Annotated in this window: 13 protein-coding genes; 6 read left to right on the top strand and 7 right to left on the bottom strand. The window is 59.6% G+C overall.

Annotated elements, in window-relative coordinates:
* Window positions 1–207: 207 nt before the first annotated feature.
* From VB780_RS12520 to mgtE, 6 genes are all read right to left on the bottom strand, one after another.
* Complete coding sequence (locus VB780_RS12520) at window positions 208–456, bottom strand: hypothetical protein (RefSeq protein WP_323351490.1); 249 nt, start codon at window positions 454–456, stop codon at window positions 208–210.
* 131 nt (window positions 457–587) lie between these two features.
* Window positions 588–1,973, bottom strand: coding sequence for an FADH(2)-oxidizing methylenetetrahydrofolate--tRNA-(uracil(54)-C(5))-methyltransferase TrmFO (trmFO, locus tag VB780_RS12515; protein WP_323351489.1), 1,386 nt, complete (start codon window positions 1,971–1,973; stop codon window positions 588–590).
* 308 nt (window positions 1,974–2,281) lie between these two features.
* Complete coding sequence (gene ftsY / locus VB780_RS12510) at window positions 2,282–3,910, bottom strand: signal recognition particle-docking protein FtsY (protein ID WP_323351488.1); 1,629 nt, start codon at window positions 3,908–3,910, stop codon at window positions 2,282–2,284.
* Window positions 3,911–4,028: 118 nt separating this feature from the next.
* Window positions 4,029–4,679, bottom strand: coding sequence for a transcription antitermination factor NusB (gene nusB, locus VB780_RS12505; RefSeq protein WP_323351487.1), 651 nt, complete (start codon window positions 4,677–4,679; stop codon window positions 4,029–4,031).
* Between the two features lie 114 nt (window positions 4,680–4,793).
* A complete protein-coding gene (locus tag VB780_RS12500) occupies window positions 4,794–5,639 on the bottom strand; it encodes a DUF502 domain-containing protein (protein WP_323351486.1) in 846 nt (281 codons plus the stop codon).
* Window positions 5,640–5,960: 321 nt separating this feature from the next.
* A complete protein-coding gene (mgtE, locus tag VB780_RS12495) occupies window positions 5,961–7,358 on the bottom strand; it encodes a magnesium transporter (protein WP_323351485.1) in 1,398 nt (465 codons plus the stop codon).
* Window positions 7,359–7,598: 240 nt separating this feature from the next.
* On the opposite strand from mgtE, the gene VB780_RS12490 reads away from it, so the two are divergent.
* Entirely contained in the window at window positions 7,599–8,948 is a 1,350-nt protein-coding gene (locus VB780_RS12490; protein ID WP_323351484.1) for a serine/threonine-protein kinase, read from the top strand.
* A complete protein-coding gene (gene cobU / locus VB780_RS12485; protein WP_323351483.1) occupies window positions 8,945–9,505 on the top strand; it encodes a bifunctional adenosylcobinamide kinase/adenosylcobinamide-phosphate guanylyltransferase in 561 nt (186 codons plus the stop codon). Before VB780_RS12490 ends, cobU begins: the two co-directional genes overlap by 4 nt.
* Before the next feature lie 52 nt (window positions 9,506–9,557).
* On the opposite strand, the gene VB780_RS12480 is transcribed toward cobU, so the two are convergent.
* Window positions 9,558–11,111, bottom strand: a complete 1,554-nt coding sequence (locus tag VB780_RS12480) for a metallophosphoesterase (protein WP_323351482.1) — start codon at window positions 11,109–11,111, stop codon at window positions 9,558–9,560.
* 131 nt (window positions 11,112–11,242) lie between these two features.
* Here VB780_RS12480 and VB780_RS12475 point away from each other — a divergent pair, with 131 nt between their 5' ends.
* From VB780_RS12475 to VB780_RS12460, 4 genes are all read left to right on the top strand, one after another.
* Window positions 11,243–11,809, top strand: a complete 567-nt coding sequence (locus VB780_RS12475) for a class I SAM-dependent methyltransferase (protein ID WP_323351481.1) — start codon at window positions 11,243–11,245, stop codon at window positions 11,807–11,809.
* Between the two features lie 195 nt (window positions 11,810–12,004).
* Window positions 12,005–12,682, top strand: coding sequence for a hypothetical protein (locus VB780_RS12470; protein WP_323351480.1), 678 nt, complete (start codon window positions 12,005–12,007; stop codon window positions 12,680–12,682).
* Between the two features lie 119 nt (window positions 12,683–12,801).
* Window positions 12,802–13,692 (top strand): DMT family transporter, encoded by an 891-nt coding sequence (locus VB780_RS12465; RefSeq protein WP_323351479.1) that lies wholly within the window; start codon window positions 12,802–12,804, stop codon window positions 13,690–13,692.
* Window positions 13,693–13,872: 180 nt separating this feature from the next.
* Window positions 13,873–14,928 carry an NAD(P)-dependent alcohol dehydrogenase gene (locus tag VB780_RS12460; protein ID WP_323351478.1) on the top strand — a complete coding sequence of 352 codons (1,056 nt, stop codon included), beginning with the start codon at window positions 13,873–13,875 and terminating at the stop codon, window positions 14,926–14,928.
* The last annotated feature ends 174 nt before the right edge of the window (window positions 14,929–15,102 follow it).

Genomic DNA, 15,102 nt, shown 5'->3' with positions numbered 1-15,102 from the left:
CCAACATAAAGTGGGAAACTTAACCTGTTGTGGTGCTACCGAGAGCTCTGTATCGCCTTACCGATCTCAAATAAGACGCTACACTTTCAGACAGCTTATTAATTGAGGTGCTAGGGCGTCTCTAGGCTAGAGACACCCGCATGTAGTTGAATGCAGCGATCGCCATAACCCAAACCTTGAGCCAGAACCGCTGTGCAAGCTCCAGACTTAGATTTCTAAGCCTTTTTTGGTTTGCTTAAGCTGCTTATATAGCGACTTAATTTGCTCAAAGGCCTCATCGGGGGAGAGCTTGCCGCCAGTTTGCAGACCTGAAATATAGCCAACTCGGTTGGCAAATTCCTGTAGGTTGGCGTTAAACACAAGCTGCTGCGGCGAAAACGTGCCGTAGTAGGAGCTTTTCGGAGAAATGAATCCATCCAAATCGCGCCGATTGTTAGAAGAGCCAGAATAGGACATAGGGCATAGATAACCTTCTCTTAAACAAAACTGAATTTTCCTTTAATCTTAGACACGATAGCCTAGCCTATGGGTTTCTTGCAACGAAGATTATTGCAAATCTACCTGAGGACTTAGCCCCGTGGCTTCGCTTAAGCCGTAGCCATCAGCGAACTCTCGGCCAAAGCAAGACTGTGCTGGCTGGCCCAGGTGTGCAGATCGTTAAAGGCGCGATCGCGATACTGTCCATAGCGTTCCCGTTTGTTGCGCACCTTCACCGGCAGCGGCGGCAAAATGCCAAAGTTGGGCGGCATCGGCTGAAAGTGCTTTGGCTCCGCCGAGGTGATGAAATCGACCAGCGCCCCCAGCATCATCGTCACCGGCAAGCTCAGCCGCTCTTGCCCCTGGGCCAGACGGGCCGCATTCGTCCCCGCCAGCCAGCCCCCGGCCACCGCCGCCGTGTAGCCCTCGGTGCCTACCAGCTGCCCCGCCGCCAGCAGCGTAGGCCGCGCCTTAAATTGCAGCGTGTTGTGCAGCAGCTCTGGCGAATTCAAAAACGTGTTGCGGTGCATCACCCCCATACGCACAAACTCGGCGTTCTCCAATCCGGGAATCAGGCGAAACACCCGCGCCTGCTCGCCCCAGCGCAGGTTGGTTTGAAAGCCCACCATATTCCACAGCTGACCGCCTTTGTCTTCCTGGCGCAGTTGCACCACAGCGTAGGGTTTTTTGCTCTTATTCTCAGGGTCTTTGAAATCGCCCAGGCGCGCATCGAATAGGCCCACGGGCTTGAGCGGGCCGTAGCGCATGGTGTCTTCGCCCCGCCGCGCCATTTCTTCGATCGGCAGGCAGGCCTCAAAGAACTTGGCCGTTTCGCGCTCAAAGTCCTTCAGTTCGGCCTGCTCGGCGTTGCACAACTCAGTCCAAAAGTGGAGGTACTGCTCGCGGTTCATGGGGCAGTTGAGGTAGGCGGCTTCGCCCCGGTCGTAGCGCGAGGCCATAAACGCCACCGACTGGTCGATGCTGTCGCCCACCACAATGGGGCTGGCGGCGTCAAAAAAGCTCATGTAGCCCTGGCCGGTGAACCGCTCCAGATCCACCGAGAGGGCGTCGCTGGTCAGGGGGCCAGTGGTCAACACCACAATGCCCTCGTCGGGAATGCGCGTCACTTCGTCGCGCCGCAGCTCGATCAGGGGGTGCCGCTCTAGGGTTTCGGTCAGGTCTTGGCTGAAGACGCCGCGATCGACCGCCAGGGCACCGCCCGCTGGCACCTGGTGCTGGTCAGCCTTGCCAATGACTACTGAACCGAGCTGACGCAGTTCTTCGTGGAGCAGGCCCGAGGCGCGATCGCTCGCCATGGCCCCAAAGGAGTTGCTGCACACCAGCTCAGCCACATGTTCGCTGTGGTGGGCGGGGGATGTTTTGTGGGGGCGCATTTCGTGCAGCACCACGGGCACCCCGGCCTGGGCAATCTGCCAGGCGGCTTCGGTACCGGCCAGCCCGCCGCCGATTACGTGAATGGGGTCTAGGGTTTGCACAGGCTTGCCTTAAAACTCAGCTTTTCTAGAATAACGGGTTCTAGCCTATCGCCATGGCTGGAGTCATCTTTTTGTCCAGTCCCCAGGGAGGGCTGACCGTCCGTTCACCCTCGGCAATTCCCCGCTGCCTTCTCTGCCCTCACCTGTGGGGGTAGCAGAATACCGACCCGGCGACGGCGATCTATGACGCGATCGCCCCTCTTTCCCGGCATCTTGATGAACCACTTGCCCCGCAAACGGCTGCTGCTAGTGAGTGCCGCCGGAGCCGCCCGTAGAGAGGCCGGGGTTGGCGAACCGTGCTGAAACGCTCAACCACTCACCAAAGCTTCGACAAACTCGTAGCTAGAGAAAGGCCGCAGATCTTCGATGCCTTCCCCCGCGCCGATGAACCGAATCGGCAGGCCCAACTGCTCAACCACGGCCAATGCGACGCCGCCTTTAGCGGTGCCGTCGAGTTTGGTGAGCACCACGCCGCTGAGGTTGGCGGCTTCAGCAAACACTTCCGCCTGGCGCAGGCCATTTTGGCCCAGGGTGGCGTCGAGCACTAGCAGGGCTTCGACCTGGGCATCGGGGGCTTTTTTGTCGATGATGCGGCGAATCTTGGCCAGTTCGTCCATCAGGTTCTTTTTGTTTTGCAGGCGGCCAGCGGTATCGACCAGCAGCAGCTCAATACTGCGGGACTGGGAGGCGGCGATCGCGTCATAGACCACCGCCGCCGGGTCGGTGTTCTGCCCTGGGTTGGCGATCACCTCCACATCGCTGCGGGCACCCCAGGTTTTGACCTGTTCCACAGCGGCGGCGCGGAAGGTGTCAGCGGCGGCAATCAGCGTGTTGTAGCCCGACTTTTTGGCGATGTGGGCCAGCTTGCCAATGGTGGTGGTTTTGCCCGCGCCGTTGACTCCGGTCATCAGCCAGATGTTGAAGCTGCCCTTTTCGGGGGTAAAGGCGAGGTTGTGGGAGTCGGCCAGGGGCGCATCGAGCATATCCCGCAGAATGGATTTGAGGTAGGCGATCGCCTGGTCGGGCGGCAGCACCTCCTCGCGCATGCGGGCTTGCAGGGCCTCGATCACCTTATCGGTAGCGGCGACCCCCACATCGGCCTGGAGCAGCAGCGCCTCAATTTCTACCACCGCGTCGTCGTTGAGCGGCCCCTGGCCAACGATGGCTTTGAGCTGGTTGACCAGGCCGAGGCGGGTTTTGTTTAGCCCCTGGCGCAGCTTGTTGAGCCAGGTAATCTCTTCGGCGGAAATATCGTCGGGCCGTCGCCCCTGGGCGGCAAGGACTTCCGCCGACCAGAGAAAGGCTTCGTCGAGATCAATATTGGGTAGAACGGGAGCGGGCGGCGCAGTGACGGCGGCCACGGGGGCAGGCTCGGGCTCGGGTTCTGCGATCGCCGTCGCCTCCAACTGAGCCAAACGCTGCTGGCGTTCCTCCTCTGTCTGCGCCCAGAAGGGTCGCGGGGCAGCGGGTTCGAGTTCGGGCTCTACCGCCTCCGGTTCCACAACGGGGGATTCAGCCTCGGCAGCGGGTTCGACGACAGAGGATTCTACGGCAGATTCGGTGGTTTCTAAGGATTCTGAAATGGCTGAATCTGTCTCAGCTGCCGATGTTTCTGCAATCTCATTCTCAACGACCGGCTCCCTAGCCGCAGACATTTCAGCGGCTTCTGCAGCAGCTTCCTCCACCTCAGCCGCGGCCTCTTCCACAGCTTCGGCGGGCGCTGTTTCGGCGACTGAATCTTCAGTTTTAGTCTCAGCCTGCTGTTTTTGAATATTTTGGTAGGCCGCCTTGGCCCACTTCAGGTAGTCTTCGGACGACAGCTGCGGGGTGGCCGGGGCTGGGGTCGGTTCAGGAGCTTTGGCCTCTGTGCTTTTAGCATCAGCATCGGCGCTGTCAGACTTGTCGAAACCGCGCTGAAACCAATTGAACCCAGCCATATCAGAGCTACCTTGGACGTTGTTACTGTTGCTAATAATATCGTTCTCAGGGCAAACCACGGGTACGCTCATCCACACCCGAGCAGAGCCTGAGAACTTCTGGCAGATGCCTACTCCCCTACACCACGGGACTATCGGCCTCCACTTCTACTTCCCCTCCATCCCCTTGGCTCACCACCCGGCGCAGCACGCCGTTGATAAAGCGGTAGCCGTCGTCGTCGCTGTAGCGCTTGGCCAGTTCTACGGCTTCGTTGATGGCAACGCGGTCGGGGGTGCCCAGGTAGTTCATTTCGACCACGGCCAGGCGCAGAATGTCGCGATCGATGCGGGGCAGGCGCTTCAGGTTCCAGGCCACCATGGCTTCGTCGAGAATGGCATCGACCTGGGTCTGGTACTTAGCGGTGTTGGTGAGCAGCTCCAGGGCAAAGGCTTCGATCTCCGACTGGTTGCTGAGGCGAATGAACTCGGGCAGCTCGACCGCGTGGGCCAGGCGGTTGATGGCGGTCTGGGTGAGGGCGATCGCATCTTCGACCATGGCCCGGCCCTTCTCTACATCGCTGGCGCGGGTGCCGCTGTCAACCAGGTGCTGGTTGCCGCGCTTCAGCTCATCTGAGGCGGTTTCGAGGGCGTCTTTGGCCTCGGCGGTCAGGGTTTGAATGGCCGCCAGCAGCAGTTTCTCAAAGTCTGGGGGGGCCAGTCTGCCGGGCTTATCAGAAAGCTGGCTAAGGCCCAGTAGGGCCAACTCGCGGGCCATACGGCGAGCTTGCATAGGTCATGTCTCCCAGAAGCGGCGGTGCAGGGTCTTGCCAAAACAAAACCGGCCCGACGCAAGCTTCACGCCATCGACGGGCCAGCCTTACCCAGGCTAGAACCAGGCTATATCTTAGCAATCTTCGTCTACCGGCAAGACGGAAAGTTGCTGGGGGTAGTCCGCCAGATCGGGGGCTAGCTCAGAGATGCCTAGATCCAGAGCCATGGGGGCTGTAGCCTGACCTTCATTGGCCATCGACACTACGCGATCGGGGGGAACCGCCGCTGCCAGGTTCGGCCCCACAATGCCGCCCGAGAGAATCAGTTTGAAGGCGTCTTCAATCGATATCGACAGGTTGACAACATCGTTTTCGGGCACGATGGCATACCAGCCACTGGTAGGGTTGGGGGTCGTGGGCACAAAAATGCTCAGCATCTTGGGAGTTGTCGAGGCCGTAGCCGTCATGGCTCCGGTGACAAAGGCAACCGCCCAAATCCCCCGACGGGGATACTCAATCAGCACCGCGCGCCGAAACCGCGTACTAGAGTCTTGAAAAACCGTTTGCAGCAGCTGTTGCAGCGTCTTGTACACCGACCCCGCCAAGGGAATCGACTGCACCACCTTTTCGCCCACATCCAGCAGCCAGCGACCAGCGATGTTGCGGGCCATCAGGCCAATGATCAAGATGGCCAGCAGGGGCACCGACAGACCAATCAGCAGATTGATCAGATCGACCAAAAAGGGATTGAGGCCGTCAAAGGGGGTGAGCTGCTTGGGAAACCGGGTGAGCAACCGCACGACCCAGGCCGAAATGGTGATCGCTAACCAGATGGTAGTCGCCAGGGGAATAACCACCAGCAGGCCGGCAATTAGATCGTTCTTGAGGTCTTGCTTGATCTTTTGCAGCACGGAGGGCTCGGGGTGATCGGGGCTGGAGAGGGGCGGGGTGTTTAGGGTAGGCGAACCGTTTAAGTCCATAATCCCAAAATACTAGCTAGGGATGGCTGAGGCTAAGCAGGCGGAACATATAGACTGAGCTAGCTTGAAACGAACTTATTGAATAGAGGCAGCCAGCTAACCTGAACTGCAATGGCCATATAAAGATATTGTAAACATTTGTTTCGAGAACCGGGCGATAAAGACTGCCCTATCCACTCAAGTCTGGCCTTTATGTTCTCCTATCCTAAAGCAAATGAGTAGCGTGGCTAACACAATGGCCGGAGGGCCAGGGGGTTTAGGGGTAGGGGTTGAGGTTTAACCACCGCCCGAGGCTCCGCTCCGTGAAGCTAATCCCTTGGTCTAGGCCATCCCCAGCATGTGGCGGGCCAGGGTGAGGTAGAGCAGCACCCCCAGCACATCGACAATGGTGGTGATGAAGGGGGCCGACATCAGGGCCGGATCGAATTTTAAGGCATCAAACAGCAGGGGCAACGCCCCTCCAGCCGTAGATGCCAAGATAGAGATGGCAACCAGGCTGATGCCTACGGTCACGGCCACGGGCAGGCTGCCCTGAAGCACATAGGCCCAAACGGTAACGACCGCCCCCAGCATTAGACCCAGCACGGTACCGGCGATCGCCTCCCGCCGAATCACCGATAGGGCCTGCTTAGAGCTAATTTCTTGGGTGTTGAGGCCGCGAATCACCACCGTAGAGGACTGTGCCCCCACGTTGCCGCCGCTGCCAATCAGCAGGGGAATAAAGGCCGCTAGGGCCACCACCTGCTGCAAAATATCTTCCTGGCTGCGAATGACGGCGGTGGTGACAGTATTGGTGATCAGCAAAATTGACAGCCACACCACCCGCTTGCGGGCCACATCAAACAGGTTTGACTGAAAATAGCTGTCGCCGCCGCTCTGGACGCCGCCTAGGGCATAGATGTCTTCGGTGGTTTCGGCCTCAAGCACGTCGATCAGGTCATCGACGGTGATGATGCCCACCAGACGCTCTTCGGTATCGACCACGGGCACCGCCAGAAAGTCGTAGCGCTGCACTAGGCGAGCGACATCTTCTTGGTCGGTGTCGGTGCGTACCGAGATTACCTCGCGGGTCATCAGGTCGCCGATGGTCTGCTCGGGCTGGCCGGTGACCAGGTGGCGCAGCGATAAAATACCGACCATACGCCGGGCGGCATCGGTGACAAACAGGTAATAGATGGTTTCGCTGACAAAGGCGCGGCTGCGGATGTAGTCGAGGGATCGCAGCACCGTCCAGCCCTCTTTGAGGGCTACGTATTCGGGGGTCATGATGCGCCCGGCGGTGCCCGCCTCATAGCCCAGCAGCTGGGCGGTGGCCTCGCGCTCTTGGGGGCTGAGCTGGGCCAGCAGGCTGCGCACAAACTTGGCGGGTAGCTCGTCGAAAAGTCTGGCCCGGTCGTCGGGCGACATTTTATCGACGATATCGAGCACATCCTGGCGCTTGAAGTCTTCGATCAGGGCCTGCTGCACGCTGGTGTCGAGGTTTTCGTAGACCTCGATCGCCTCCCCCTTGCCCAGCAGCCGAAAGGCGATCGCCTGCATGGCTTCGGGCAGGTCTTCGATGGCCTCGGCAATATCGGCAGGCTGCACCGGCACCAGCAGCGCTTTGGCCCCTGGCAAGTTGCCCTGCTCTAGCAGCACCTGTAGCTGCGATCGCACTAGCTCTTGCAGCTCCCTGCGGTCTATGGCGAGGGTACTTGGTGTGTTTTGCGTTTCACTCAACGCCTGTGCCCCAGCTACAACATTGCCTCTAGTCTAGTGGCCTCTGGCCTCGCAGAGAAGTCAAACCGTCAGGATTATTCTCTTAACTCCGGCAAAGACAAAATTTAGGGCCGCAACTGGCCCAATTCGGCGGCCTCAAATAGCTGCACCCGCCGTAGGGCCAGCCGTTAGAATTTAGCCTTAGCCAAAATTTTGGCGGCGGCATAATGGGGAAGCAGGCCACTTTAGATCTCCCCCACTATGGAACGTGCCCAGACTACCCGCGCCATTATCGACGGGCGCTATCGGATTTTGCAACCCCTGGGCCAGGGCAGCAGCGGCACCACCTACGCCGCCGAGGTGTTGGCGAGTGGGCATATCATTGCCCTCAAAGAACTCTCCCTGCGCGGCCTGCAAGACTGGAAGAAGATTGAGCTGTTCGAGCGCGAAGCCCGCATTCTCAAAACCCTCAATCACCCTGCGATTCCTCAATACATCGACTTTTTTCAGGTTGACACCGCCGACAACCGCTGGTTTTACCTGGCCCAAGACCTGGCCGAGGGTACCTCTCTGGCCGACTGGGTTGCAGCTGGTGGCCGGGTCGATGAAGCCGAGGCCCGCCGCATCGCCACTGAGGTTCTCAAGGTGCTGGTGTACCTGCACGGCCTCAACCCGCCCGTGATTCACCGCGACCTGAAGCCGCAGAACCTCATTCGCCGCGACGATGGCCACATTTATCTGGTCGATTTTGGCGCGGTGCAGACGGTCTACCGCGACAGCCTCCGCCAGGGCAGCACGGTGGTGGGCACCTACGGCTACATGGCTCCCGAGCAGTTTCGCGGCCAGGCCGTGCCCGCTACCGACCTCTATAGTTTGGGGGCAACCCTGCTGTTTTTGCTCACCCACCAGTCGCCCGCCGACCTGCCCCAGGAGCGGCTGCGCATTGACTTTCGCCCCTACGTGGCGGTGTCGCCCGCCTTTGCCGACTGGCTTGAGCCGTTAATTGACCCGCTTGTGGAGGATCGCTTTGCCTCAGCGCGAGTGGCTCTCGATGCGCTGACCCAGCCCGCCCCGTCTGCCCCGCGTCGGCTGGCCCCACGCCCTCCGGCGGGTACCCGCGTGCGGGTGCAAAGGTCGCCGAGCGAGCTAAATATCGAAATTCCACCGCCAGGTCTGCGGGGCGAAACTGTGGGCATCGGCCTATTTGGTCTGTTTTGGAATGGTTTTGTGCTGGTCTGGACGATTGGGGCCGTCACCGGCGGCGGCTCGCTGTGGTTTGGCCTGATTGCCATTCCCTTTTGGTTTGTTGGCTTTGGCATGATTGGCGGCGTGGCCAATGCCCTGCTGGCCCACGTGCATCTGCGCGTCGATCGCCAGCGATTTTCTCTCACCCACCGCATACTCGGTCGCACTCGCCGCATTGAAGGCTACACCGCCGACTTGGTGAAGGTAGAGCTGCAAACCGCCTATACCCAAAACGATCGCCCCGTGCAGACGATCGCCCTGCTGGAGGGCATTAACCAGCACAAGTTTGGCACTCCCCTTCAAACCGTCGAAAAAGTCTGGCTGGTGGACGAAATTGAGGCGTTTATCCAAAAGGTCGCACCTTGACTGTAAACGATCGCATTTCCCTAGTCACCGGCCCGGCGCGATCGGGCAAAAGCGAGTGGGCCGAAGCCCTAGCCGCCAACTCTGGCCAACTGGTGATTTATATAGCCACTTCCTCCATTGACCCGGCCGATTTTGACTGGCAAAAGCGGGTAGAACTGCACCGCGATCGCCGCCCCGCCCAATGGCAGCTCAAAGAAGTCCCGATCGCCCTACCCGAAGCCATCCGCTCCGCCACCGCTGAGGACTGCCTGCTGATTGACTCCCTCGGCACCTGGCTGGCCAACCTGCTAGAGCAAGACGACGCCACCTGGCAAGCCACCGTGGATTCCCTGGTCGAAAGCCTGCGGCAAACCCCCAGCACCGTGATTCTAGTTTCTGAAGAAACCGGCTGGGGCGTAGTGCCCGCCTACCCGATTGGGCGGCTGTTTCGCGATCGCCTCGGCACCCTCACCCGCCAGGTCGGCACCGTCGCTGGCGCGGTGTATTTAGTTGTCGCGGGCTATGCGGTGGATGTGAAGGCGTTGGGGGTTTCTGTGGATGAGGGGATGAGGGGATGAGGGGATCTTTACTTCTCCACCGTCCTCATCTCCCCACCTTCCTTATTTCCCCCTATACTTCAAACCCCTCCATCTCATAGCCCGTCCAGTCGCCGTCGTACTTCTCCGCCACCAGGGGGGTCACCCTTACCTGCGGCGGACTGCCGCTGGCGACATCGACCCGCAGGGCCGAGTAGGGGCGCTTGAGGTGGCTGCCGTCGCCGCTGCGGCCCAGGTAGAGGTGCGATTTGGCCACGGTGCGGGTGCTGCTATTGATAGCTTCCATCAGCTCGTCACCTTCTCTCCGCTGGCGACGCAGGCTGTAGCCGCTGCCACCGCAGATCACCCAGGGAATGTTGGCATCGCCGTGGCCGGTGTCACCCGTACGCACATAGTCGAGGCAGTGGGCATGGCCGTTGAGCACCAAATCCACCAGGGGGCGGGCTTGGGAAATGCCGGATACCTCGGCGGCCACGGCGTCGAGCACCTGGCGGAGGTGGTGACGCACCGCCAGGGTTTGCCCCTGATCCCACTTGGTGGCTTCGGTGACGTAGGGCGGGTGGTGAAAGAACAGCATGCGCCCCCGCACCGCCGGGTTTTGCCAGGAGGCAATCAGGCGATCGCGCAGCCAGTAGAGCTGTTCAGTATCCACCGTTTGCAGACGAGAGCTGTTGAGCTGCTTGGTGATGTCGTTGATCTGCTCATCGATGTCTTCAATGCGCTCGGTGATTTCTTCTTGAGCATCCTCATCGTCGGGGGTCAAGACCTTCATGCCCGCCTGCCGCAGCAGGTCAGCTTTAGTGACCTCTAGCAACTGCTGCTGCTGCTGCAATTCTTTGCGCCCGGTCTCGCCATTGGCGATGGGCAGCGGCTGGTTAAAGGTGTTGGAGTCGAGGGCAAAAAAGTCGATGCCGCCGTAGCGAAAGCTGTAGTAGCGGTTGGGCAACCGGGTAAACTCGCCGGGGCGGTAGGTCAGCGCCCGCGCGTTGTCTTGCTTGCTGGTGTAGTGGGTATCTAGATGCGCACCCAAGTCTGCCTCGGGCACCGCCTTTAGGTAGTCTAAAAAGGCTTTGGCGTAGGCATCTCCCTTGTGAGAGCCGCGCCAGCTCACGTCTAAATCTAGGTAAGAGCGCAGGGCGTAGCGCAGGGGCCCACTAATGCCCGACAGCAGCCCCACCACGGTGGGCAGGTCGTAGTAGTCGTGGTTGCCCAGCACCGGCAAGATCGGCTGCTTAAAGACCATGCGATCGTAGGCAATCTTGCGGTAGCGATCGCCCCCCACCAGCCACTCCTGGTAGGGCTTGATGAAGTTTGACCGATACTGATCGCGAGACCCCACTAGATACACCACATCCCCGGTGTGCAGCGTAAACCGGGCCGCATCGATATGGCGCAGCAGCAGCTCGGCCACCTGCCGCTGGGGGCTGCTGCGGCGGTGCCGCCCGGTGCCACTATCGCCCACCACTAAAAATGAGAATGTGTCGTCCTCTGCGCCCGGATCGTCGATCACCAGGCTGGTTTGGTCAATGCCCCGCTCGACGATCTGGCGATGCTGCCACCGCACCCGCTGCTGCATCCGCTGAATTTTAGTCTCGATGGAAGGCTCAGTTACAAATTTTGGAGACATTGCGCTTAGTTGCGGTGGGTGGGCGGTGTGTAGAATAAACCCCGTAGCCTAAATCTCGCTAGACCAGCGGAACAGTAGCCACCATGGGCCTTTACAACGACAGAATTCTGCCTTACCTGATCGATTTTTCCATGGCCGATTCTATCCTGGGTCGCTATCGGCGGGACGTGTTGGCCGATGTGAGCGGCGACGTGCTCGAAATTGGCTTTGGCACTGGGTTAAATTTGCCATACTACCCCGACCAGGTGCGCCAGATCGTCACCGTAGACCCCAGCCCGGGGGTGCATCGCCTGGCCCAAAAGCGCATCGATGCCTCGCCCATCGCGGTCGATTATCGCATGCTCAGCGGCGAGGCGCTGCCCATGGCCGACCACAGTTTCGACAGCGTGGTCAGCACGTTCACCCTGTGCAGTATCCCCCAAATTGAGCAGGCGCTGGCCGAAATTTATCGGGTGCTGCGGCCCGGCGGCCGGTTCTTTTTTGTCGAGCACGGCCTCAGCGACGAACCCTCGATTCAAACCTGGCAGCATCGCCTGACGCCCCTGCAAAAGCGCATTGCCGGAGGGTGCCACTTTGACCGCGATATGCGCCGGCTGATCGAGCAGCAGTTTGACGAAGTCAACCTAGAAGCCGCCTACGCCGAAAAGCTGCCCAAGGTGGCCGGATATTTCTATCAAGGGGTTGCCTTTAAACATTAGCGAGTTGAGGGGTCTAACTATTCCTAGGCACTATTCATTAGCCGTAGGTACCGCTAGGCTAATAGGCACACCTGGCGATGGTTCAAGCCCGGCATCAGGGGCGATGGCCCTTCCGGGCCGGTCTTTGACCATCGCGCCCTCCGCCCATGCCTTGGGCACCCGCCCGCAGCTATCCCCTAGAAGACTCTGCCCTCTATGGCCACCCGCCTCTGGAACTTTCTCACCACCGACCACGATCTGGCTGCGCTGGAGACCGCTGACCGAGCGGCCGATGCCGCCGATGCCGTACTGGCCCTGGCCAAGGTGCTAACGGAAGAACGTCCTGACCTGCGGCGAGTCGCTGCTTTGGTAGGCCAGCTTGACTCGCTGCTGGAGGCGATTAATGCGCCCCTGGGCAAGCTCATGGGCGCAACGGTACCGTTTATTGGCATCAGTACTGGGCTGCTGAAGGTTTATGGCGAGACTGCGAAAACAGAGCCGACCCTGGCCCAGGCGACGGCCCTAATCAGCCAAGCGGCCTATTTGGAAAGTTTGCGAGAATTCGTCAAGCAGCACCCCAAAATTGAGCAGTGGCTGATTGCCAAAGACAGCACTCCCCAGGCTAGAACGATCACCCTCCCCGTTAAGGCCCTGGGCATCTTTGAGCTAACGGATCAAGACGCTCGCCTCGCTAGCCTGCATTTCCATCGGTCGGCTTTGGCCGGAGCGTTTAGCAGTGCGCTACAAGCACGATTGGTGCAGTTAGGGACAACCCCCGAGCAGGCCGATCGCATTACCAAAGTTGTGGCCAAAAACACGCACCGACACATGAAAACAGCGATCGCCGACGCAGGTATATCTCTCAAGTATCAGCTTGACGGCGATCGCCTGTAGGCTGCGGAGAGGCTGGTCAATACTTCGAGCAAATCTGTAGAATCCTGCGCTTAGCGAACGTACCGCCGCTGCTGCACCAAACCGTTTTTCACTGCTAGAAACCAAAGCGAGGGCAAACATTGATCATTTACCTCAAGCTTTTGGTCACCATGGTGCTCTGGGGCGGCACCTTCATTGCCGGGCGGCTGGTGGTGCAAGATATGGGAGCCTTTGCGGCGGCCTTCTGTCGGTTTGCGATCGCCTCCCTCGCCCTCCTCACGCTCACCTACACCATCGAAGGCCATCTCCCTCAACCGCCCAGAAAACTTTGGCTGCCGATCGCGCTGCTGGGCCTCACGGGCATTTTTGCCTACAACGTGTTTTTCTTTTCGGGGCTCCAGACCGTTGAGGCGGGGCGGGCGGCGCTGATTATTGCCCTCAACCCGGTGGCGATCGCCCTCGGTGCCGCCCTCTTCTTCAAAGACCCCCTCAGCCGCACCAAGCTGTTGGGCATTGGCCTCTCGCTGCTGGGGGCAGCGGTGGTGATTAGCGACGGCGACCCCGTACGGCTGCTGCGGGGCGATGTGGGCATCGGTGAGCTGTTTATGCTCGGCTGCGTGGTCAGCTGGATGGGCTACAGCCTGCTGGGCAAAGTGGTGATGGCGGAGTTATCCCCCTTTGTGACCACCACCTACGCCTGCCTGGTGGGGGCCTTAATGCTGCTGGGGCCAGCGCTGGCAGAGGGATTGGTGGGCGCGATTCGCGAAGCGATCCGTCCCGGAATCGCCGCTGCCGCCCCCACCACCTGGGGAGGGCTGCTTTACCTGGGCATTCTCGGTTCGGCGGTGGGCTTTACCTGGTACTACGACGGGCTAAAACAGCTCGGCCCCGCGCGGGCCGGGGTGTTTATCAACCTGGTGCCGGTGTTTGCGATCGCCCTGGCCGCCCTGTTCCTGCAAGAAACCCCCACCTCATCGCTGGTGCTGGGCGGCAGCCTGGTGATCGCTGGCGTGGTGATCACAAACCGCTAGGTCGCCGAGGCACGGCTGGCCAATATCACTGTATAAGGGGCTCGGTATCCCAAAAAGCCGAAGCAAATGACCGGGCGTTAAACAGCAAAAATGGTTCTCTGGGGGCATTCCTGAAACCCGCTGATGCCGTATTAACAATACAGAGGCCTATCAATACCCATTCACAACAGAGCAGCAACCATGACCACCGATGTACTTGGCTACGCCGCAAAGTCGGCCACAGATGATCTAGCCCCCTATCGATTTACCCGTCGCGAGCCCCGGGCCAATGATGTGGCGATCGAAATTCTCTACTGTGGCGTCTGTCACTCTGACTTGCACACGGCCCGCAATGACTGGGGGGGCACGACCTACCCAGTGGTGCCCGGCCACGAAATTATCGGTCGCGTGATCGGCGTGGGCGCAGAGGTGACTCGCTTCAAACTGGGCGATCGCGTCGGGGTCGGCTGCATGGTCGATTCTTGCCAGCGCTGCGCCCCCTGCGGCCAAGGCTTAGAGCAGTATTGCGAAGAATCTGCCACCTTTACCTATGACGGTAAAGACCGTCAAGATCAAACCCCCACCTTCGGCGGTTATTCCGAGAAAATCGTCGTGTCAGACAAATTTGTGCTGAAAATCCCCGATGGGTTAGACATCAAAGGGGCAGCGCCGCTGCTGTGCGCCGGGATCACCACCTGGTCCCCCCTGCGCCATTGGCAGGTGGGTGAGGACAGTCGGGTGGCCGTTGTCGGTCTAGGCGGTTTGGGGCATATGGCGCTGAAACTGGCGAAGGGTCTCGGCGCAGAGGTGACGCTGTTTACCCGTTCCCCCGGCAAGGAGGAGGATGCCCGCCGTCTCGGCGCAGACCATATTGTGATCTCTACCGACGATGCGCAAATGGAGGCCGTGAAAGGACAGTTTGACCTGATCATCGATACAGTCCCCATCGAGCATGATCTCAACCCCTATTTGCCCACGCTGGCGCTAGACGGCACGCTGGTACTAGTCGGTTTTTTAGGCAATCTGATGCCAACTTTGAATACTGTGCCGCTGATCATGGGGCGTAAATCGGTGGCGGGGTCGCTGATTGGCGGTATTGCCGAAACCCAGGAAATGCTCGATTTTTGTGGTGAACAGGGCATCACTTCAGACGTGGAGGTGATCAAGATTCAGGATATCAATGAAGCCTACGGACGTATGCAGAAAAGCGATGTGAAATACCGCTTTGTGATTGATATGGCCTCGCTAAAAGACTGATCGCAACTTCGGGCGCATGCCCTCGATTGTCGGGTGGACGCGAGTCTGGATCACCAGACCGATTTGGCGGCAGTGTAAAGATTCCCCCAGTTCCTAACCGTTTTAGGTTCCCGCTTTATCTCCTTTTTGAAGCTGCCGCTTATACACGAATGGACCTCGGCCATATTGCCCTGG

The sequence above is a fragment of the Leptolyngbya sp. CCNP1308 genome (genome assembly GCF_034932455.1).
Classification (GTDB): Bacteria; Cyanobacteriota; Cyanobacteriia; order Phormidesmidales; family Phormidesmidaceae; genus Nodosilinea.
This window is presented reverse-complemented; position numbering and strand designations above follow the sequence as displayed.

Bases quoted from the DNA above. Each gene is read 5' to 3' on its own strand.
- VB780_RS12475 (WP_323351481.1), top strand. From the start codon at position 11,243: ATGGCCGATTCTATCCTGGGTCGCTATCGGCGGGACGTGTTGGCCGAT.
- VB780_RS12470 (WP_323351480.1), top strand. From the start codon at position 12,005: ATGGCCACCCGCCTCTGGAACTTTCTCACCACCGACCACGATCTGGCT.
- VB780_RS12480 (WP_323351482.1), bottom strand. From the start codon at position 11,111: ATGTCTCCAAAATTTGTAACTGAGCCTTCCATCGAGACTAAAATTCAG.
- VB780_RS12490 (WP_323351484.1), top strand. From the start codon at position 7,599: ATGGAACGTGCCCAGACTACCCGCGCCATTATCGACGGGCGCTATCGG.
- VB780_RS12460 (WP_323351478.1), top strand. From the start codon at position 13,873: ATGACCACCGATGTACTTGGCTACGCCGCAAAGTCGGCCACAGATGAT.
- VB780_RS12500 (WP_323351486.1), bottom strand. From the start codon at position 5,639: ATGGACTTAAACGGTTCGCCTACCCTAAACACCCCGCCCCTCTCCAGC.
- nusB (WP_323351487.1), bottom strand. From the start codon at position 4,679: ATGCAAGCTCGCCGTATGGCCCGCGAGTTGGCCCTACTGGGCCTTAGC.
- VB780_RS12520 (WP_323351490.1), bottom strand. From the start codon at position 456: ATGTCCTATTCTGGCTCTTCTAACAATCGGCGCGATTTGGATGGATTC.
- ftsY (WP_323351488.1), bottom strand. From the start codon at position 3,910: ATGGCTGGGTTCAATTGGTTTCAGCGCGGTTTCGACAAGTCTGACAGC.